The sequence below is a fragment of the Abiotrophia sp. genome, assembly GCF_057275535.1.
Genome location: NZ_DBHIRJ010000005.1, coordinates 74,524 through 96,479, shown reverse-complemented (window position 1 = coordinate 96,479; position 21,956 = coordinate 74,524). Strand labels below are relative to the sequence as shown.

14 protein-coding genes are annotated in these 21,956 nt (G+C 49.3%); 5 read left to right on the top strand and 9 right to left on the bottom strand.

What is annotated here, in order from left to right; genetic code table 11:
- Positions 1-44: 44 nt before the first annotated feature.
- The 6 genes from gatB to pcrA form a co-directional block, all read right to left on the bottom strand.
- Positions 45-1,478, bottom strand: a complete 1,434-nt coding sequence (gene gatB / locus ACO53F_RS05220) for an Asp-tRNA(Asn)/Glu-tRNA(Gln) amidotransferase subunit GatB (protein ID WP_291454042.1) — start codon at positions 1,476-1,478, stop codon at positions 45-47.
- A 9-nt stretch (positions 1,479-1,487) separates the two neighbouring features.
- Positions 1,488-2,954 (bottom strand): Asp-tRNA(Asn)/Glu-tRNA(Gln) amidotransferase subunit GatA, encoded by a 1,467-nt coding sequence (gene gatA, locus ACO53F_RS05215; protein ID WP_485137581.1) that lies wholly within the window; start codon positions 2,952-2,954, stop codon positions 1,488-1,490.
- A gap of 1 nt (position 2,955) precedes the next feature.
- Positions 2,956-3,252 (bottom strand): Asp-tRNA(Asn)/Glu-tRNA(Gln) amidotransferase subunit GatC, encoded by a 297-nt coding sequence (gatC, locus tag ACO53F_RS05210; protein WP_485137580.1) that lies wholly within the window; start codon positions 3,250-3,252, stop codon positions 2,956-2,958.
- 60 nt (positions 3,253-3,312) lie between these two features.
- Positions 3,313-4,548, bottom strand: coding sequence for a CamS family sex pheromone protein (locus tag ACO53F_RS05205; RefSeq protein WP_485137579.1), 1,236 nt, complete (start codon positions 4,546-4,548; stop codon positions 3,313-3,315).
- Positions 4,549-4,562: 14 nt separating this feature from the next.
- Positions 4,563-6,572, bottom strand: a complete 2,010-nt coding sequence (gene ligA / locus ACO53F_RS05200; RefSeq protein ID WP_485137578.1) for an NAD-dependent DNA ligase LigA — start codon at positions 6,570-6,572, stop codon at positions 4,563-4,565.
- Positions 6,573-6,771: 199 nt separating this feature from the next.
- On the bottom strand, positions 6,772-9,171 hold the full coding sequence (gene pcrA / locus ACO53F_RS05195) for a DNA helicase PcrA (protein WP_485137648.1): 2,400 nt from the start codon (positions 9,169-9,171) through the stop codon (positions 6,772-6,774).
- A gap of 191 nt (positions 9,172-9,362) precedes the next feature.
- Here pcrA and ACO53F_RS05190 point away from each other — a divergent pair, with 191 nt between their 5' ends.
- From ACO53F_RS05190 to ACO53F_RS05170, 5 genes are all read left to right on the top strand, one after another.
- Positions 9,363-10,271, top strand: a complete 909-nt coding sequence (locus tag ACO53F_RS05190) for a PLP-dependent cysteine synthase family protein (RefSeq protein WP_485137577.1) — start codon at positions 9,363-9,365, stop codon at positions 10,269-10,271.
- Complete coding sequence (gene epsC / locus ACO53F_RS05185; RefSeq protein ID WP_485137576.1) at positions 10,271-10,858, top strand: serine O-acetyltransferase EpsC; 588 nt, start codon at positions 10,271-10,273, stop codon at positions 10,856-10,858. The genes ACO53F_RS05190 and epsC overlap by 1 nt, the downstream gene beginning before the upstream one ends.
- A gap of 94 nt (positions 10,859-10,952) precedes the next feature.
- Positions 10,953-11,549, top strand: a complete 597-nt coding sequence (locus ACO53F_RS05180; RefSeq protein WP_485137575.1) for a hypothetical protein — start codon at positions 10,953-10,955, stop codon at positions 11,547-11,549.
- Between the two features lie 224 nt (positions 11,550-11,773).
- A complete protein-coding gene (locus ACO53F_RS05175) occupies positions 11,774-12,370 on the top strand; it encodes a hypothetical protein (RefSeq protein ID WP_485137575.1) in 597 nt (198 codons plus the stop codon).
- A gap of 16 nt (positions 12,371-12,386) precedes the next feature.
- The gene (locus ACO53F_RS05170; RefSeq protein WP_485137574.1) at positions 12,387-12,989 is read left to right on the top strand and encodes a hypothetical protein; all 603 of its coding nucleotides are present in this window, start codon (positions 12,387-12,389) and stop codon (positions 12,987-12,989) included.
- 79 nt (positions 12,990-13,068) lie between these two features.
- Here the strand turns inward: ACO53F_RS05170 and ACO53F_RS05165 are convergent, their stop codons facing one another.
- From ACO53F_RS05165 to ACO53F_RS05155, 3 genes are all read right to left on the bottom strand, one after another.
- The gene (locus ACO53F_RS05165; RefSeq protein WP_485137573.1) at positions 13,069-16,107 is read right to left on the bottom strand and encodes a glycoside hydrolase family 2 TIM barrel-domain containing protein; all 3,039 of its coding nucleotides are present in this window, start codon (positions 16,105-16,107) and stop codon (positions 13,069-13,071) included.
- A 155-nt stretch (positions 16,108-16,262) separates the two neighbouring features.
- Positions 16,263-20,828, bottom strand: a complete 4,566-nt coding sequence (locus ACO53F_RS05160) for an endo-beta-N-acetylglucosaminidase (RefSeq protein ID WP_485137572.1) — start codon at positions 20,826-20,828, stop codon at positions 16,263-16,265.
- Between the two features lie 199 nt (positions 20,829-21,027).
- Positions 21,028-21,837, bottom strand: a complete 810-nt coding sequence (locus tag ACO53F_RS05155; protein WP_303885549.1) for an MBL fold metallo-hydrolase — start codon at positions 21,835-21,837, stop codon at positions 21,028-21,030.
- Positions 21,838-21,956: the final 119 nt, after the last annotated feature.

The window sequence follows — 21,956 nt, the reverse complement described above, 5'->3', positions numbered from 1 at the left end:
GGCAAATCCCCTATCTAAAATTATCGTTACTCTCTATTATACGGTTAGATGAAGGTTTGTAAAGTCTTAATCAACAATTGGTTGACGACTTGTGGGTTAGCTTGCCCTTTAGATACCTTCATAATTTGACCGACTAAGAAGCCAACAGCACGGTCTTTCCCGTTACGATAGTCTTCGACAGAGGCTTGGTTGGCCTCCAAGACTTGATCAATAATGGCTTGGATTTGCGCTGGGTCGCTAATTTGGGCCATGCCACGTTCTTGCACAATGACATCCGCATCGCCACCCTCAGTCACCAGAATCTTGAAGAGTTGCTTAGCAATCTTAGAAGAAATGGTCCCTGACTCAATCAGGCGAATCATTTGCGCTAGGTTGTGTGGCGTCAATTGAGTCCCAGACAAGGTAGTTTTGGCACTGTTCAAGTAAGCCGATACTTCGCCCATGAGCCAGTTAGAAGCTTGTTTAGGATCTGCGCCTTCGGCTACGGTTGCCTGGAAGAAATCAGACATTTCCTTGGTCAAGGTTAAGACCATGGCGTCATAGGCAGGTAGGCCGAACTCCTTGATATAGCGCGCCCGACGGCTATCTGGCATTTCTGGAATGGTAGATTTTACAGCTTCTACCCATTCAGGTGCAATGGTAATCCATGGTAGGTCTGGTTCAGGGAAGTAGCGGTAGTCAGCAGACCCTTCCTTAACCCGCATGAGCAAGGTCTTACCAGTCGCTTCATCGTACCGACGAGTTTCTTGCCCAATCTTACCACCTGCTAAGAGCACTTGAGCTTGACGCTTTTCTTCGTAAGCCAAGCCCTTCTTAACGAAGTTGAAGGAGTTGAGGTTCTTGAGCTCGGTCTTGGTCCCGAAGGCTTCCTGACCATAAGGACGGAGGGAAATGTTGGCGTCACAACGCATAGACCCTTCTTCCATCTTAACGTCAGAAACTTCCGTATACATGATTTTCTCACGCAAAGCTTCCAGGTAAGCATAAGCTTCTTCCGGTGAGCGAATGTCCGCTTCAGAGACAATCTCAATCAGAGGAGTCCCTTGACGGTTAAGGTCGACATAAGAATAGCCATCACTAGCATGGGTGTTCTTACCCGCATCTTCTTCCAAGTGTAGACGTTCGATGCGAATACGCTTGGTTTGGCCATCGACTTCAATATCAATGTAACCATTTGACCCGATTGGCGTATCAAATTGAGAAATTTGGTAGGCCTTAGGGTTATCTGGGTAGAAGTAGTTCTTACGGTCGAACTTCATTTCAGGCGCAATTTGGCAGTTAAGCGCTAAAGCTGCCCGCATACCAAATTCAATGGCCCGTTTGTTAACTACTGGCAAGACACCAGGGTAGCCCCAGTCGATTTCGTTGGTGTTGGTGTTAGGTTCGGCCCCGAAATGTGCAGGCGATGGGCTGAACATCTTGGAATCAGTCTTCAATTCCACGTGGACTTCAAGTCCGATAATCGTTTCAAAATTCATAGCGGTCTCCTATTCTACGGCTGCCCGTGGGGATTGGTTGACATAGTCATGTCCGGCTTCGAAGTTAGCAGCCACTTGATAGATGGTCGCTTCATCCAATGGCTTAGCCATGAGTTGCAAGCCGATAGGAAGCCCTGCTTGGTCTAAACCAGCTGGCACTGACAAGGCTGGTAGCCCGGCCAAGTTGGCTGGCACGGTCAAGAGGTCAGCCACATACATTTCGATTGGGTCTTGGATCCGGCCCCCGATTTCAAAGGCAGTTGAGGTGGTCGCAGGCCCCATGATAACATCACAGGCTTGGAAGGCTTGCTCGAAGTCTTGGATAATCAAGGTCCGAACTTGGGCTGCCTTCTTGAAGTAGGCATCATAGTAACCTGAGCTCAAGCTGAAGGTCCCTAACATAATCCGGCGTTGTACTTCTGGCCCGAAACCTTCAGTCCGTGATTGTACATAGACTTCTTCCAGGGTTTGCGCACTTTGCGAACGGTAGCCATAGCGAATTCCGTCAAAGCGTTGTAAGTTAGAAGAGGCTTCTGAAGAGGCAATAATATAGTAGACATTAATCCCGTACTTAGAATGTGGCAAGGAAATCTCCACAATTTCTGCCCCTTGGCTTTCGAAGTAGGCAGCGGCTTGATCCATGCGTTCGCGAATTTCTTGGTTGATGGCTTCTGAGCAATAATCCACTGGGAAACCAATCTTCAGACCAGCTAAAGGTTGGCCAATCTTAGCGCTATAGTCAGTGTCAATTTCAGGCAAGGAAGTTGAATCCTTGGCATCATGGCCGGCAATGGCTTCTAAGACCAAGGCATTATCAGCAACTGTTAAGGTCATTGGCCCAATTTGGTCTAAACTAGAACCAAAGGCAATGAGGCCATAACGGGAAACCGAACCGTAGGTTGGCTTCATCCCGACTAAACCAGTAAAGGCTGCCGGTTGGCGGATACTCCCCCCAGTGTCAGTCCCTAAGCTAGCAGGCACTTGGCGAGCGGCTACTGCTGCCGCAGAACCACCAGATGACCCACCTGGTACGCGGTTCAAGTCCCAAGGGTTGCGCGTCGTCTTGAAGGCCGAGCGCTCACAGCTAGCCCCCATGGCAAACTCGTCCATGTTGAGCTTCCCTACAATGATGGCACCGGCTTGGTGGAGTTTTTCTACGACCGTCGCATCATAAGTTGGCACGAAGTCTTCCAGCATGCGGCTGGCAGCAGTCGTTACCAAGCCCTTAGTTACGATATTATCTTTAACCCCGATAGGAATCCCGTTAAGGATTGGCGCATCCGCCCCATAACCACGCGCATCCGCTTGAGCTGCGTCTGCTAGGGCCAAGTCTTTGTTGAGGGCCAAGAAGGCCGCCACTTGTGCATCTGTCGCTTCAATACGTTCGAAAGCTGCCCGCACCAAGTCTTGGGACGTAAATTTACCGGCTGCTAAGCCTTCTTTCATGGCTAAGATTGTCGTTGGATATTGGGTCATCTTAGGCTTCCTCACTTTCCATGATGGCTGGTACTTGAATGAAGCCATCCTTGCTAGTTTTAACATTAGCTAATAATCGCTCCCGCTCAACGCCTGCTTGGGCCTTGTCTTCACGGAAGACATTGAGGAGTTGGTTGCCATGGTAAGTCGGTGCGACCCCTTGGGTATCCACTTGTTCGAGTTGCTCAACAAAGTCGATGATAGCATTGAATTCCTCGGTAAAGGCATCAATCTTGCTGTCATCGAATGAGAGTTTCGCCAATTTGGCGACGTGTTTGATATCGGCTGGTTGGACCATGCGATTCTTCCTTTCTGATACTGACTTTATTTGCTGGTTGATGAAGGGACGAGTGACCCCTTATTTAAGGATTTGCGATTGATACTGGTTACTGCCCGCCGGCTTGGTAATAAGGGCTTCGGTCCCTTCTGATGACTCAATCCGCACTTGCAGATCCAGTCCTTCAGGGAAGGTATTCTGGGCGACATCCGTCACATGCTGGGTCAGAGCGGTAATCTCCGTTAAATCATAGAACTGGGTCACGATATTAATCTTAAGTGAAGCCAGACTTCCGTTGATGTTGAGGGCTTCAGCTGTAATCCCATTAAGTTTAGGGAAGAAGTCGCTGACCTTGGCCCGGAATTCTTCAAAACCTGGGTATTGGTCGTTACTACCTTGGTTGGTCCCTACAAATGGCAGAAGAGCCCGGCTTTCGTTATGCTCGGTCCAATCGGTTACGGCATTCCCCTCACGGGAAATCCCGTCTAGGACGAAGGTCCCACCTACCACATTGCTTGCAGGTGCTTGGCTGAAGATAGCCACAGAGATTGGCACGGAACGCAATTCAGGAGTTGCCCGCAAACGGCCCACGATGGTGTTGGCGTAGGCTTTACCCCGCTCCCGCATCTCCCCGATCGAGATTTCCTGACGGTGCACCACGTTATTGGAGTCGGTATATTGGTATTCACTATTCATGGCCAAACCGATGACAATCCCAGAAAGAGAGTAGCCATCGTTGGTTTCCACCATAATGTCTTTTTCCATGATTTGGGCCAGATAAATTGGCGTTGCAGCCGCATCCGTAATTACCTGGTCATTGGAACTTGATTCTGCACTAGACGATTCTTCCTGGCTTGACTCACTGCTTTGCGCCGAAATGGTGCTTTCAGCCTTACGTTGTTGCTCAGCATCGTCCGGCAAACGAGGGTTAAGCCCTTCAGGATTATCATCTGATTCACGGCCCGTCCAACGTGTCATAGTCTCCAGATTAATCAAGGTTCCCTCTTGCAGGAAATATTGGTTGGTTGGAAAGACGCCTTTGGCAATCCGCAGGAGCCCTTCTTCAAAGGCACGGATATTACCGGCGGAACTAAGGTTGCTGTCAGAGCTGCTGGCTACCCCTAATTGGTAGCGACCATTGCTGATAACTGCCCGATAGTTCTCACTAGACAGCTGGTTCTGAGTGGTCTGCACCACCACCTGGTTAGGTCCTACCACTGGCTTTTTGGTATTTTCGGCTTCTAGGTTGTTAAGACACCCTGCCAGGGTCAGACTGACTGCCGCGAGGGTCAGTCCCTTCTGCCATTTATTTTTCATATTTTCACCACTTTTTATAGATTTGCTAAGAAACTGGCTTCGTCAAGGATGGTTACACCCAAGGACTCCGCCTTGCTTAATTTGCTTCCGGCTTCCTGCCCGGCCACCAAATAATCGGTCTTTTTAGAGACACTCCCGGTGACCTTAGCCCCCCGCGCTTCTAAGAGCTCCTTGGCTTCAGAACGCGAATAGCTTTCCATGGTCCCGGTCAGGACAACGGTTTTACCTAACCAGAAATCATTGGCTGTATCACCTTGCGCCACTTCAAGAGGCTGCGGCCCCTGATAGGCCAAATTAACGCCTGCCTCTGCTAGACGTTTAAGCATGGCTTGGCTGGATTCCAAGGCCAGATATTGCACTAGAGACTGGCTGATAATTGGCCCGACCCCTTCAATGGCCCCAATTTCCTCGGCAGTCGCCTGGCTTAATCGATTCAAATCAACAAAGACTTGCAAGACTAAGCGCGCCGCCTTGGCGCCCACATGTCGAATACCCAAACCGAAGAGCAAACGCTCAGCGGAGTTGGACTTACTAGCTTCAATAGCGGCCAGTAATTTCTGGGCGGATTTTTCTTGGATTTTATCTAGACCTAAGAGATCTTCTAAGGTCAAACGATAGAGGTCATCCAATTCCGTGACTGCTTGACTAGCGACTAGCTGGTTAAGAATACGTGGTCCCAAACCCTGAATGTTCATAGCACCCCGAGAGACAAAATGGCTCAAGAGGGCTAGGCGTTGGGCCGGACAGACTAGGTTAGGACAGCGTAAAGCCACTTCCTCACCCTGACGTACTAAGGCCGTCTGACATTCCGGACAATGGGTCGGAATGGTCAGGGGCTGACTGTCTTGGGGCCTCTTGGCTAGAAGCACTGAAGTAATCTCAGGAATAATATCGCCCGCCTTATGAATCGTGACTTGGTCTCCAATCCGCACATCTAGGCTCTCAATCAAGTCCACATTGTGGAGACTAGCGCGTTGAACCGTTGTCCCTGCCAATAGCACGGGATCCATAATGGCAGTTGGTGTCACGACACCCGTCCGCCCCACGGTCCATTCCACCTCACGTAGGGTGGTCACCGCTTCTTCAGCCGGAAATTTATAGGCAATGGCCCAGCGTGGTGCCTTGACCGTAAAGCCTAAGGCCTGTTGCTGGTCAATGCGGTTAACCTTGATGACCACGCCATCAATTTCATAAGGCAAGTCATGGCGCTGTTGTCCAATCATTTGGATATAGTCAATCACTTCTTCAGCCGTCTGACATTCACGTCTGAGCGGATTGGTCCGTAGGCCCAGTTGCTCAAAAGCCGCAAAGAGACCGGCCTGACTCTCAGGATGAAATTGATCCGTGTAGACTGCACTGTAGAGGAAGATATTCAGTTGGCGGTCAGCCACCGCACGCGGGTCTAACTGACGTAAGCCACCAGCCGCCGCATTGCGGGGATTCTTAAAGATTTCTTGGCCTTGGGCTTCGCGTTCCTCATTGAGTGCAAGGAAGACAGCCTTAGGCATGTAACATTCACCGCGCACTTCAACTGACAGATTTTGTCTTAGACGTAGAGGCAAGGAGCGAATGGTACGAAGATTCTGGGTGATGTCTTCGCCAATTGTCCCATCCCCCCGCGTAGCGCCACGTACAAAGACGCCATCTTGGTAGGTAAGGGCAATGGCTAGGCCATCGATTTTACATTCACACATGAAGGAGACAGGGCCCTCGACTTGTTGGGTCACCCGCTCAATAAATTGTGTCACTTCTTCTGGACTGAAGGCATTGCCTAGACTATACATGGACTCTGCGTGAGCCACTTTACTAAAGCCTTCTAGGAGCTGGTCCCCGACCCGTTGGGTAGGTGAATCTGGCGTAATCCATTCTGGATGCGCCGCTTCAATCTCTTCCAGTTCCCGATAGAGGGCATCATAGCTTGCGTCACTAACCAGGGATTGGTCTAGAACATAGTAATGGTAGGCATAGTCATTTAATAAGTGCTTGACTTCTTCAAGGCGTGCCTGAAGGTTTTGGCTTGGCATTTTCATTCTCCTTCATATCCAGGTCAGCTAGTGAGCCATGGGCCCACTACCCTAATCTACATTATAGCGCATTTGAGCGAATTTTTCTCGAAAAATGCGAACTTTTTACAAAAGTGCAATATGCCCTCCCGAAGCGACTACTCTCGAACACCTAAGTCATACGAAAAAAGCTGAGACTTGGGTCTCAGCTTGGCTTAATTTATTCACTTGACTTAGTCAAAGGAGCATAGGCAGCCATCAAATCCTTAATGCCTTGCGAGGCAAAGGCCACGCTTAATAGTTGGTCTTTGCCAGCCTTAGCCACCTTAACGATGGTGCCCTGGCCGAAAGTCTTGTGGATGACCTTATCCCCGACCTGCCAGGTCTGGCCTGCTCCACTTGTAGAAGGGCTAGTCCCAACTACTGATCCCTTTTGACGGAGGGCCGCTTGATTCTTAAGTCGACGGTCTCCTGTTTCTTTCTTGCCAATGGTCCGACTAGGGGCGACATTGGCGGTCGGCTGATGATGAAAGCCAGTCCAAGAAGAAGAGCTGTCAGACCAGGTCTGCTTCCAGCTACTTTGGCCGTAGACGCTTGACTGACGGCCTGACCCTAGCCACTCGACCAAATCAGGTTGGATTTCATCCAAGAATCGACTAGGTGGATTGGTCACGGTTCGGCCATATTGCAGGCGCCGCTTGCTAGCAGTCAGATAGAGGGCGCGTTCAGCCCGGGTCATGCCTACATAGGCCAGACGACGCTCTTCTTCTAGCTCATCAGGATTCTCACTAGCCCGTCGCAGTGGGAAAAGTCCCTCTTCCATGCCCACCATAAAGACATAAGGAAATTCCAAACCCTTGGCTGCGTGCAGGGTCATGAGGGTCACCTGATCTAAGGCCTCTTCCTGATTGTCTGCATCGGTCATAAGGGAGACATCGGTTAAAAATTGGGTCAGTGGCGCCAAGGCTACTTCTTCCTGACCCTGGGTCTGAGCCAAATAATCAGGATCTTGTTCCAAGATTGCCTCCCGCTCCGTTTGGTCGAACTGGGTGACGACTGATGCAAATTCTTCCAAGTTCTCCAGACGGTTAGCCGCCTCGACTGTCCCTTCTTCCTTGAGCGATTTAAGGTAACCCGTCTTATCCCAAACTTCTTCAGTTAAGTCTCGGAGGGGTAAGAAAGGCACTTGCTGGCGCAGGGTCTCAATCAAGTGAGCAAAGTCCAACAGCTTTTTCTGAACACTGGCTGAGAAGTTGGAGAAATGCAGGCGCCCGATGGCCTCAAACCAGGAGACCCCGAGAGAATCCGCGAATTCGGCCAACTTGGTCACCGTTGTTGCCCCAATTCCCCGCTTAGGCACATTAATGATTCGGTTAAGGCTGAGGTTGTCATGTGGGTTGTCCAAGAGCCGCAGATAAGCTAAGGTGTCTTGGATTTCCTTGCGGGCATAGAACTTAAGCCCCCCCACTACCTTGTAGGGCATATTGGACCGCAAGAGAGCTTCTTCTAGTCCCCGTGATTGGGCCTGAGTCCGATAGAGCACAGCCACTTGGCTATAGTTGGCTCCTTCTTGGTCCCGCAAATGCCGGATAGTTCGCGTAACAAAATCCGCCTCCTCCAAGTCACTATCAGCAGAGTAGATTTGAATCTTTTCCCCTACTTGGCCATCACTCCAGAGTTGCTTATCCTTACGCTGGACGTTATTTTCAATCACACTGTTAGCGGCCTTGAGAATGGTTTGAGTGGAACGATAATTCTGTTCTAGCAAGATCACCTTAGCTTGAGGGTAGTCCTGCTCGAAGTTAAGGATATTGGCCATGTTGGCCCCCCGCCAACCATAGATCGATTGGTCGGCATCCCCCACCACACAAATATTCTTAAGCAAACCCGCCAGGAGCTGAACCAGACGGTATTGACTATGGTTGGTATCTTGGTACTCATCTACATGAATATATTGGAATTTCTGCTGATAGAACTGGCGGATGGTCGGATTCTGCTCAAGAAGTCTAACCGTCAGCAAAATCAGGTCGTTAAAGTCCAGGGCATTGGCTGCCTTGAGTCGCTTCTGATAATTGCGGTAGATATTGGCATGAATCTCATGAATATAGCCACTATCAGAAGCTAGGAAATCATCCGGCAAATAGCCTTGGTTCTTAGCCGCATCGATGACCCAGAGTAGATCCTTGTAGTTATACTGGTCACTGTCCAAGTTCAAGTCCCGCAAGACTTGCTTCATCAGAGTCTGCTGCTCCCCTTGGTCAATAATGGTAAAGTTCTTGGCATAGCCCAGCGTCTCGATTTCCCGACGCAGAATACGGGCACACATGGCGTGGAAGGTAGCCACCCAAATAGAAGAAGCCTCTTCCCCCACTAGACGTTGGACCCGTTCTCTCATCTCGGCTGCTGCTTTATTGGTGAAGGTAATGGCCAGGATATTCCAAGGATTGACTTGCCGCTCCTGAATCAGGTAGGCGATGCGATGAGTTAAAACCCGCGTCTTACCACTCCCTGCTCCGGCTGCGATGAGAACAGGCCCTTCCGTGGTCAGAACCGCCTCTCTTTGTTTTGAATTTAAGCCTTTAATCAACGTTTCTAGCGCCGTCACATGCCCAACCTCCATCTTCAAAATCTCAACTCCTATTATAACAAATCCTGAGACTAAACTCACCTTTCAAGTCAAAAACTATAGCTGGTTATATGAAATTAAGATAGCCAAAATAGCCCTAAACCCGCGCCAGGCATACCAAACTGTGTTATACTTATCAACAATAAGTCGGCTGATGACAGCCAAATACGAAGGAGTTGAACTATATGTCCCAAACATCATTACAATTTATCGGCAATACCCCTGTCTATCAATTAGACAATAGCAATATCTATGTCAAACTCGAGAAGTACAACTTGGGTGGCAGCGTCAAAGATCGTGCCGTTCTGGGTATGATTCAAGCAGCTCAAGCAGCAGGTGCAGTCACGCCTGAAACCATCTTGGTTGAGCCAAGTTCTGGTAACACTGGGATTGCAGTCGCCCTTCTGGCCTCTGTCTTAGGTCTCAAGGCAGTTGTCATCATGCCTGAAAGCTTTAGCGTGGAGCGTCGCCAACTTATCAAAGCATACGGGGCGCAACTCGTCTTGACTCCAAAAGAAGGCGGTATGAAGGCGGCTATCGCTAAGGCAGAAGAAATTAAGAGCCGTTATCCAAACGCTATTATTTTGAGCCAATTTGATAACCCAGCTAACCCAGCTTACCACCACCAAACAACAGGTAAGGAAATCCTAGAACAAGTGCCAGACCTAGATATTTTTGTTGCAGGGATTGGGACTGGTGGTACCTTCACAGGGGTCGTGGAATACTTAAATGAACACAAACCTGACGTCCTAGCAGTGGCCTTAGAACCAGAAGATTCACCTGTTATCAGCCAAGGCCGGGCCGGCGCCCATAAGATTCAAGGGATTGGGACTGGCTTCCTGCCAGGTAACTTCAAACCTGAATTAGCCAACCAAGTCCTAACTATCAGCAATGACGAAGCCTTCGCTGAAGCCAAAGACTTTATCCGGACGACTGGTATTGGGGTCGGTATTTCGTCTGGTGCAGCCTTGGCCGGGGCTAAGAAATTAGCTGCCCAATATCCTGACAAAAAAATTGTGACCATCTTACCTGATGGCGTAGAGAAATATCTCTCCGTCTTGGACTTTGAAGGTGGGAACTACGTCCAAGTTTAATGTCTTTCTGGCAACGCCTTTCCTATAATATTCAACGCGTCATGGCCCTTGACCCTGCTGCCAAGTCGCCTTGGATGGTCTTCTGGACCTATCCACATATTAAGGCTCTCAACTACCACTACATTGCCCATGCACTCTATGCCAAGGGCCATCCACTTCTAGCTAGACTTCTAGCCAAGCGCGCCCGTCGCGTGACCGGGATTGAAATTCATCCTGGCGCCCAAATTGGTCCTGGCCTCTTTATGGACCATGGCATGGGCATCGTCATTGGCGAGACAGCCATAGTTGGCAAGGATGTCACCCTCTATCAAGGCGTGACCCTCGGCGGGACCAAGTTAGATCCTGTCAAGCGCCATCCAACAGTTGAAGACCATGTCCTGATTGGAGCAGGCACCAAGATTCTGGGCAATGTCACCATCGGCCAAGGAGCCAAAATCGGCTGTAATGTCGTCATCAAGCAAGATGTACCTGCAGGTGCCATCGTATACGAAGCCCCCGCCTGGATTAAGTACCCAGGGCAAGATCAGATTGTACCTTTTCACAAGACTTCTCATAGCGCTTCTTCGGAGCCTGAGGATAAAGGCTGAGACACTTGTCCCAGCCTCTTTTTTGATTGGCAATCAAAGACAAAAAACTTGTCTTATGCTATAATAAGGCAAAGACTATCTTAGGAGGTTTTCAATGAAACAGAATAATAATCATGCGATGTTCACAGCCTTACCATTCGGGATTTTCTTCATCCTCATGGGTATTTGGGCTGTTCTCAATATCCCGAGTGCAATCAATAAACAGGATCAGGTCGGCATTATCGCATCTAGTATCTTTGGCCTACTCTTTATCCCTATGGGCATCAGCTTCATTTTCCTGGCTTTCAAAATCAGACGGGAAACCAAGGCACGCTACGAAGCGACCTACCAACGCTACCCTGAATTGCGTGACAACCTCTCCTTGCTGACGGAGCAAGCTAGCTTTGTGGACCCACTCAACCAATTCTATGTCTACCGCGATACCCTCTTCTATATCAAAAACGGCTTCATTGACTACCAAATCGAAGAGTTAAGCCTAATCGGTGTAAAGATTGAACGCATGAAAGACGGCCCACATGTCTCATCCAACCACCTCTTCTTCCTCTACATGAGAGAAGGTGAGCAGGAAATGCATTCTTTGGATATGGGGACTGTCAGTCAGCAAAAATACGACAATCTCATTGAACTCTTCCGCTATCTGATGCAAGTCAAACCAAGTCTTCGTTTTGAAGATGCCATCTCAGACAAGTAAGTCAAGGATGTACCTGCAGGTGCCATCGTATACGAAGCCCCCGCCTGGATTAAGTACCTGGGGCAGGACCAAATTGTACCTTTTCACAAGACATCTAGTAGCTCTTCAGAGCCAAAGGATAAAGGCTGAGACAAGCGTCTCAGCCTCTTTTTTGATTGGCAATCAAAGACAAGAAAGCTTGTCTTATGCTATAATAAGGCAAAGACTATCTTAGGAGGTTTTCAATGAAACAGAATAATAATCATGCGATGTTCACAGCCTTACCATTCGGGATTTTCTTCATCCTCATGGGTATTTGGGCTGTTCTCAATATCCCGAGTGCAATCAATAAACAGGATCAGGTCGGCATTATCGCATCTAGTATCTTTGGCCTACTCTTTATCCCTATGGGCATCAGCTTCATTTTCCTGGCTTTCAAAATCAGACGGGAAACCAAGGCACGCTACGAAGCGACCTACCAACGCTACCCTGAATTGCGTGACAACCTCTCCTTGCTGACGGAGCAAGCTAGCTTTGTGGACCCACTCAACCAATTCTATGTCTACCGCGATACCCTCTTCTATATCAAAAACGGCTTCATTGACTACCAAATCGAAGAGTTAAGCCTAATCGGTGTAAAGATTGAACGCATGAAAGACGGCCCACATGTCTCATCCAACCACCTCTTCTTCCTCTACATGAGAGAAGGTGAGCAGGAAATGCATTCTTTGGATATGGGGACTGTCAGTCAGCAAAAATACGACAATCTCATTGAACTCTTCCGCTATCTGATGCAAGTCAAACCAAGTCTTCGTTTTGAAGATGCCATCTCAGACAAGTAAGTCAAGGAGGTAGTATATGTCTCTATTCAAGAAACTTAGCCTATTAGCAGCCGGTCTGGTCTTAACGACTAGCCCCGTACTGGCCCAATCGTCATCTGAGTCTAGCCAGTCTGGCTCAAGTCAAACTTCTTACGAAAGCCTAGAAGCTGCTAGCAACGAGTTGACTCCTAAACTGAAGGAGGCCTTAGACCTCAAGGATGCTAAGAAGACTCTTGACAATCTCGCTCAACTCTTCAAATGGGAAGTAACGGATAGCAAGGAATCTCAACTAGCTAATACCGACTTCAAGTACACCATCCACCGCTTGGGCCCTGAGGCAGTGCTCCTATCAACTCCCGATAACAAGGTGCTAGCCTTTGCGATGGCTAAGCTAGACGCCGATACCATCCGACAACGCATGGCAGGCCTAGGGGTCAAACCTGACGCCCAAATGGAGCGATTGCTTAATCGGGAACCCTCACCTGTCGATAAGGTCTTTGTCGAGACTAAGGATTTCGGCCTTATCCTAAGTGGCCACCGCATCGGTCAAGACGAGAAAAAGCCTGACAAACCACAGTACGATCTCTTCCTTATTTACAACCATGATTTCTACAAGGCCATGGTCAAAGACTTTGAATAAACATAAAAGGCTAAGTAAAGAACTTAGCCTTATTTTTATAAAATCCAGGGACCAGAGCCCTGGATTTCTTGTTTGAGGCTTAGTTGTCTAGGGGTCGCCAGGCCATGGTCCAGCGACAGGACAAGCTAGGTCCTGTAATGCGATAGGCATCTGGCAAGGCAGGACCACAGGAGTTGGTCCCTAGACCACTTTGTGCTAAATCCAGGTTGAGATAATAGCCCGATGGCTCCGGCAATTGATCCCGGTGGCTCGTCTGGCTCAAGGTCTGCGCACTATAAGGCGACAGACTGAAGTTAAGCCCCGAACTAGCTGGAGTCTGATCTTGAACTTGCCAGAGAACCGACGCCTGGACAACTTCTAACCATGCCACCTGGCTACGGTTACCATTTTCTTGTGGCTTAATGTAAGGTTCATAGAAATCTCCGGCATCCAAACTGAATTGGGCCCGGTAGCTAGCCGCCTGCTTATCGGCATAATTTTCAAAAGGTCCCTGCCCCAGATAATGAACCGTCTGGGCATCCACCAATGGCAGGCAAAGGCCAAAGCGTGGCAAGAAAGGCATTTGGCTATCTAAGTTAGCTTGGACTTCCAAACTTAACTGGCCATCCTTAGCCAGTTTCCAAGCCCCTGTCAGGCTCAATGGATTCTGCCGCGCTAGCGCCGTCATAGCGCCTGAAAAATGTAAGCTAACGCCATCTGCTTGAACTTCTAGGTGACTGTCTCGAATCCAAAGCTGACTGTGATGATAATTGGCCCCTTCCCATTCCTTACGAACATGACGATCATTATCTGTTGGAGCCCGCCAAATTTGCCAGAAGGCGGCTTGCTTGAGCAGGTCTTGACCGGCATAGCTGATTTGACTTGGCGCCATACTCCCCTTATCAAAGGTCAAGACTAGGTCGCCCCAGGTCAACTGATAACTGGCCAGGTTTTCTTGGCCACTGACGGCTTGTGGTGCTTGGCTCAGACTAGGGACTTCATAGGTTGCCAAGCTTACCTGGTCGAAGCCATATTCCTCTTCATTTTCCAGGCCCAAATAGACAAAGCGGACGCTGGCCACACTCGCTAGGTCCCCGCAGCAAGCTAAGTCGACCCATGTAGTTTGGCCTGGCTCAGCCTGCCAAGTTACACAGTCTTGAGTCGTTAAGAGCAAGCCCTCCCGATTATAGGCTTCCACCCGCAAGTAGAGGGCCTCTGCCAAATTCAAAAAGGCATAATCATTACGGAAGCATGCTCGATGGGTTTGTAAATCAAAGTCTATTAAGCGGACCGGCCGGAAGACCTGTTTGTGCTCTAAGAGCCCTGTGTGCAAGGTCCGATCCGGATAGACCAAGCCATCCATACAGAAGTTGCCGAAGTGCGGATAGTCGCCAAAGTCACCCCCGTAACGGTAGGCAGGTTCTGCCTGTCCCGCTAGTGGCACCGCGACGGCATGGTCACACCATTCCCAGACGAAGAGGCCAATCAATTGAGGATGACGCTGCATGCAATCATAATAATCTTCCAGACCACCCGGTCCATTGCCCATGGCATGGGCATACTCGCAGAGCATGAGTGGCCGATCAAGTGGTGCATATTGGCCCCCCTCGCTGAAGTAGAGAGTCTCGATTTCTTCAATAGACGGATACATACGGCTGTAGACTTCCACATGCTGCTTATGGTGCGTCTTAGCTGGGTCGCGGAAATAATAGCCTTCATAGTGCAGAATCCGTGTCGGGTCCCAAGACTTGGCTTGGGCCAGCAGGACTTCGAAATTGACGCCAAAACCTGATTCATTACCCGCCGACCACATGATAATGGAGGAAAAGTTCCGCAATGGCAAGACATTGGCTGCCATACGAGTTACTAGAGCCTCTTGCCACTCAGGATCCTCCGCTATCTGGTTAAAGTTGCGACTATAGCCACGGCCGTATAGGTCTACCACCCCATGACACTCTATATCGGCCTCACTGACCACATAAAAGCCCAAGCGATCACAGAGCTCATAGAATTCTGGAGACTTTGGATAGTGAGCCGTCCGAATGGCATTGAAGTTATGGTGCTTGATGAGCATCAAGTCCTGAACTTGGCGTTCCAAAGTCACAGTCGCTCCCGTATCCGGCCAAGAATCGTGGTGGTTGACCCCTATGAGTCGGATAGCCTGATGGTTACAGTAGAGGCCGTCTTTGTCCACGGCTAACTCTCGCAGACCAATGGCTTGTTTATAGGTCTCGCCTGCCACCGACCAGTAGAGCGTGTATAGATATGGTTTTTCAGCCGACCAGAGATGAGGCTCTTCAAGGGACAAGGTCAAGGTCTGCTGGCTAGAATCCAGTGGCCGATTAATCTCCTCCAAGACTAGCTGACCCTCCGCATCTTCCAAGCGATAGGACCAGCTTCCCCCTGGCTGATTAAGGGACCAAGACCATTCCAGCTGGGCCGACTGGCCATCTGGTGCTACTTGGGGACGCAGATGGAAATCAACCAATCCCTGAGCAGATCGCCGTCTCAGATAGACATCGCGGAAAATGCCACTCATGCGGAATTTGTCCTGGTCTTCCAAATAAGTCCCGTCACACCATTTGAGAACCAGCACCGCTAGCTGGTTCTGCCCCTCCTTGATATAAGGAGTTAGATCATAAACTTGCAGGCTGTGCGAAATTTGCCCATAACCGACAAAATGATCATTAACCCAGACATAAGCAGCTGAGTCTACTCCTTCTAGCACCAGTTCTGTCCCAGGCAGGTCTACCAAATCCCTAATCTCAAAGCTACGTTTATAAAGCCCGGCAGGATTGGCATAGGGGACATAAGGTGGATTAAATGGAATAGGATATTCCGTATTAGTGTATTGAAAGTTATCGTAGCCCTGATATTGCCAACAACTTGGCACCGGCATCGTAGTCCAATCTATGTCCTCTTGGTGAGTCGTCAACCAATAGGGCGATTCAATCAAGCGGACATTATCAAAATAATGGAAATCCCAATCCCCATTCAAGTCCACAAAACGAGACGATTCCTGCCGTCGCTTGGCTTGCTTGGCCTCTTCTAAATCCCCATAGGGAATGAAGTAGGCCGCCTGCGGCATTTGACCCACAGACTGAAGACTCAGGTCTTCAAAAAAGTTACTGATTAACATGGCTATCCCCCTTCAGCGCATAACCAGATTGAGACTCCTGGATGCGCTTCCTTCATTTCTATTATAGCACAAGTCCCTTGGTCAGGAACCCATGCTCCCCAAACTTGTTATCAATTCCCCACAAAAAACTGCCCCTAAGGGGCAGTTTCGCCTTCTTACTCTCTTTCGCGTTTAGGACGAAGACCTAAGATTCCTAAGAATGAGAGGACCAGTCCACCTAGGACAAAGCCAGATGGGCTCTCACCCGTTTCGGGTAGGCGGTCCTCATGGCTAGCAACTGCTAGCACCTTGTCACCAGCCGGTCTAGCTTGGCTTGCTTGTGTTTGCTCTTCTGGCCCAACCGGATCACTTTGCCCTGGTTGACTCGGTTCTTGGCTTTGTTCCGCTTTAGCGAAGACTAGGGCGTAGTGGGTAAAGTGTGGCCCCTCAAAGACAAGCCGGCCATCTTGAACTTGGAAAGGCAAACTTTGGGCTGGCCCGTCCTCAGGCAAGAAGAGTACTTGCTCTACTTTTTGACCTTGAGGCGCTGGTAGACTGACCTTAGCTGGATATTGAGTATCCACATCCTGGCCTTGAGCATCTTGTCCTTCGATATCGTAGACAAGGGCTTGCCGTCCCGCCAAGGCTTGTTTTTCAGCTTCTGTCAGGTCTTCTGGCCCTAGCTTACCAACCTTGAGACCCGTAATCCGACTTGGCTCCAGCCCTGAGAAGGCGACAGTGACATCGTGACTTGGGTCATGCAAGACGGTTGGCGTCACTTTCTTAGCTGCTAAGATGCTTTCTTCAAGTTGCGCCTTAGCTGTCGCAAAGTCTGCCGGACTTACCAAGTCTTGGTCCATCAAGCTCCGTGCCTGACTGACTTGTTTGCTTAGTTTGTCCTTTAATTCAGGATCTTGTAAACGGTCCGCCCAGTCCTGACCTAATGAGGCTACTGCCCCTAGAACCAGGCGCGCCTCATCGCGTCCTTTCTGGCCCGATAGGTTGCCTAGGGCTTTATTCAAATTAGCTAGTGCCGCATCTACCTGAGCCTGCTCAGCGGTCTGCGCTGTCTTAACTAAGTCCTGAGCCTTGCTGACACTATCCTTAAGGGCCGCCTGTTCTTCTGGGGTCGCAAATTGATAGCGGTAGTGTGGAAGCAGACGCTCAACTTCAGCTAATTTCTGGTTGAGATATTCGAAGTTAGCTTCTTCTTTTTCCACCCAAACAGAGAAGTCCACGCTAAAGTCTTGATAGTGCAGCCTTACTTTCTGCTCACCTAATTGTTGAGGGTCATAACCAGAGACTGTAACACCTGGATCTTGGAAGGTGTGGGTGTGGTGGCTTTGGTCTGAATACACTACTTGGAATCTGCCCTTGGATAAATCCAAATCTTGGCCAGGACGATAGTGTTGATTTGGCAGAGTCGTAATAGCCAGATGGGTAATTTCCTTACTGTCATCGTTCGAGTCGGCCTTAGCTACATAGACTCTCAGCGTTTGAGCCAGGGTTTGGCCCAGGTAGCTGACAGTTAGATCTTGAGCACCCAGCTTAGTCCCGTCATAACCGCTGACTGTCACCCCTGGGTGGGTCAGGTTAATGAGTTGATCCTCTTTGGCTCCTTCTAGACGAACTCGCAGCTTAGCACCTGCTAGATTCAAGCCATCCTTGACATGATAGACCGTTTGCTCTAAGCCTTGTTCCAGGCTAACTGCCTGAATCTTTTGATGAGCGCTAGTGGAATCTACCAAGACTGCGGATAGGTTGCTAGCTTCCTTGCCTTCTTCCCAGGTCTTATAGTAGAGCAAATGGCTGCCTTCTGCTAAGCGAACTGGTTGGAAACTGTAGTCTCCCGCTTGGTCAGCCCTTACTTCCCCTAGTAGCTGAGTGGCTTCCCGGTCAGCATAGAGTCTCACTGTTGCCTTGGCAGGCACCTTGTTCAAACCAACTTGGACATAGCCATTCCCCAAAGATTGAGCCACCACATTGGCCATTGGCAGGTTGGTGGATTCTTTGGAAGCGGCTTGTTCATACATCTTCCAGTTATAGATACGAATGGCCCCCCAAGGCGTTCCGTTATGGGAAGTCACCACATCCAAACGCCATTCTTGAGCAGTGATTGGTCGATCTAGGTCCACATCCGTTACATGAGCGCGGTTGCCACGAATTGATTTAGCCAATAACCATTCCCCGGTGGTCATATCCTTGTAGTAGAGGTCAAAGTCGCGGGTATTCATGAGACCGTCATTGACGGACTCGCCACCAGCCCCAGCATGTTCAACCACCCAGCGGCGGACCGTTCTGACCTGGCTAAGTTTAATGTCGACATGGCCTTGAGGATCTAGAATACACCATTTGTCGGCATTAGAGGTAATGGTCCCGTTCAACATGGCATCAGCTGGCTCAGAACCATCGCTAGGCCCGGACGCAAAGGTCACAGTAGCTCCTGGCACAATATTAGGTGCCTGCTCTTGTGGTTGGGTCGTATCAGACGTAGTCATTTGCCAGTCAAAAGTCGCATAGCCGGCTTCGGACCGCAAGCCATTCTTGCCAACAGCTACTACTTTTAGCCGTTGGGTCGTCCCACTGGCATCCTGTGGTCGAGTTACTTTAGCCAAATAAATATGGTGGTTAGATGAACCTGTCAGTAAATGCCATTTATTAGGTGCGACTTCTTGATAAACCTCATAGTAATCCGCATTGGCACTTGGTGTAAAGGCTAGATGGGCTTGTGCCTGACGGCTAGAACTGAGTTGCTTGGATACTACTTGGACTTGGCTTGGGGCCACAGGGGCTGTTGCCGTCTTCAAGAGGTCGATTTGCCCTAGGTTGAAGCGATAAGCAGCTTGATCTATCTCACTCTCAAAGGCAAACTTAATGGCATAGATAGTTTTGCCCTTCAAGCTAGATAGGTCCAAAGTATCTTGGTGCCAGTCTTTGCCTGGCGTTAAATCAAAGTAATGGAAGCTATCGGGGCTATAGTTGGCCTGGGTGGCTAAGCCGACCCGGACACGGCTTCCTAGGCCACCTTTGTGGGCTAGCTTCAACTGCGTAGTCTCACCCACAGCTAATTTTGTAGCATAAAGCATGGCTTCTTCGGGATTCTTAGCCCCTAAATGACCAGAAAATTGAAGCGAGTTCCCGCCGTTATAGGCATCTTCAAAGTCATAGTCACCCTTAAGGCCGGCCTCTCCATTCTTAGAGCGAATCCACCAACGCCAGGTTGGTAAAATACCAGACACCGACCGGTAGTTCCATTCAGAGTCTTTAGAGACTTGGCCATCTACATACCAACGTTTACCGTGACCCGTATTAAAGCTGGTATGGAATTGGTCGCCTAGAATAGCCGTTTTGTCAGCGATGTAGCCAGACAAGCCATACCAAGTGCTATCTTCTGGTTTTGGCTTAGTTGGGTCTTGTTGCAAACCCGTCCAAAAGTTATTTTCTTCCCGGTGGTAACTTTCCCCGGTGGTCCCAATCCCAAGAATGGAATCTGGTGCAAAGAGTCCCAAGGAAGTCCGAAGCTTGCCTTGGTCATCTAGCAAGTCCCAGAATGGCACCTGGGTCTTATAAGAGTTCTTCTGTAATTCAAAGCCCATATAGACATCATACTGGGAACGATTGACAGCCTTGGCGCTATTGACCGATTCATCCACCGATGCCTTTCCCCAGTTGAAGTTGGCGAAGAACTCGTCGACTGGAACAGGACCTTGTGGTTTTTCTGCCTTCATGTAATCGCGGTTAACTTCTGTTAAGGCGTTTTGGTGATTACGTTGGCCGTTAATATCAAAGGCATCATACCAAGAAAATTTGAGATTCACTTTTTGCTCGGCCGCATATTGTTTAGCATAGAGCATGAACTGCCGCATCTTCTCACCCTTGCCATAGAGGCCATGGCCGGTAGTTTCTTGGTTAATAAAGTAGCCATCATAGCCATAGTATTTGGCTACGTCAACTAACTTGCGCGCTAATGGGAAAGTGTTAGAGCCTTCTTGATCTTCTTGCAAGAACTCCAAGAAACGTTTGCGGTCGGCACGACTCGTGGACCAGTTGAAGAAGAGGGTCCCATAGACTGGTACCCCATTGCGGTGGCCAGCATCAATGACATCAGGGCTTGGCACTAAACCATCCCAAAAGACCATGGAATCCAGATATTGCCAGTGGTCGAAGGCATAGGTCTTAAACTCCTCGCCCCCAACAGAGGCATGGTCTTCTGCCTTGGCGTTCATATTCGATAGGGCTTGAACCTTAGCATCTGGGTTAGCCGTCGGGTTGACTACATGCCCTTGATAACGTGAAGCTAGGGGGACACTGGCCCGGTTAATTTCATCATCCTGACGCGCTCCAGGTTGCCAAGCTAGGAGTTCTTGCCAGTTTTGAAACTTCACTTCCTTTGGCTTGACCTCTCCGCCTTGATTTTGCGGTGTGTCAGGCACTTCTTGAGCCGGGGCAGGATTAGCGCTTGCTTGGTTGCTTTCTGCACTCGCTTGACTGGTCTGATCTGACTCACTACTAGCAAGGCTTGGGGCTGGCTCTTCACTTAGGCTCGAACTGTCACTAGGGGACGTGGCAGCCTGGCTGACCTCGGTCTTGGGACTAAGCTGGTCTAAGGAAGCCTCTGTTTCTGAAGTCACCACTTCTTCCGCCGCTACCCGAGGTGCTCCGGCCAACAACAAACCAATGGCCAGGGAAGAGGCTAGGGCTGCCTTCATCTGCCAATGGGGGGAAACACTTGTCTTGCTCATACTTCTAACTCCTTTCATATTTGGTCTTGCTTTACCCCCATTATATGACTGCGCTTACACAATAACTATCTCAAAACTATAGATAAATTATCAGAAATTATGGCTGTTGTATGCCACCTTCTTGACTAGAGAAGACTTGTTCTTATCTACCACTAAATAAGATAAAAACCCGCCAAAAGGCGGGTCTGCATTCAAGTGATTAAAGGTACTTAAGCGGCGTCGCTAGTTCTGGATCAGTCATATGAACCTTGAGCCGACGACCGACTTCAATATCATGTTGTTCTAGAATACCTGTACAGGTAGAGAGGGCTAATTCCTTGGTGTTATTTTCCTTACTCAAGTGGCCCAAATAAATATCTTGGGTGCTGGTCCCTAACATATCGACCATGGCCAGGGCGCCATCTTCATTAGACAAATGGCCCTTGTCGCCCAAAATCCGTTGCTTAAGCGACCAAGGATAGGCGCCATAGCGTAACATTTCAATCTCGTGGTTAGATTCAATCAGATAGGCGTTAGCATTCTGCAAAAGGCTACGAAGTCTTTCGCTGACATAGCCTGAATCCGTCAACATGACGAACTGCTTATCTCCCTGTTGGAAGGCATAGAATTGAGGCATGGCCGCATCATGGCTGACTTGATAGGTTAAGACATCCAAGTCCCCGAAGGTCACCAACTGATCTGGTTCTAGCTCGCGACGGTTGTCAGGGTCAATAGCCCCCAGCATCCCATCCATGGCTTGCCAGGTTGCCTTATTAGCATAAACTGGCAAATTATATTTGCGGGATAGAACGCCTACCCCATGAATATGGTCCTTATGTTCATGCGTCACCAAAATGGCATCCACATCGGCCACACTGCGGTCAATCTGGGCCATCAGAGACTCTATCTTCTTGCCACTCAAACCCGCATCGACCAAGAGTCGTTGGCGGTCTGACTCCACATAGGTGACATTGCCGCTACTACCAGACGCCAAGATTGAAAATCTTAAGCCATTGGCATTCTGGCTCATTTCCTGCGCTTTTACTATCACACACTCGCCTACTTCCCTATCTTCAAATCACACGCTATCTAAGACCCTCTGGATTTTTTCCCTAGTCTCATCTCCACTGTCTAGTATACGCAAAAGGA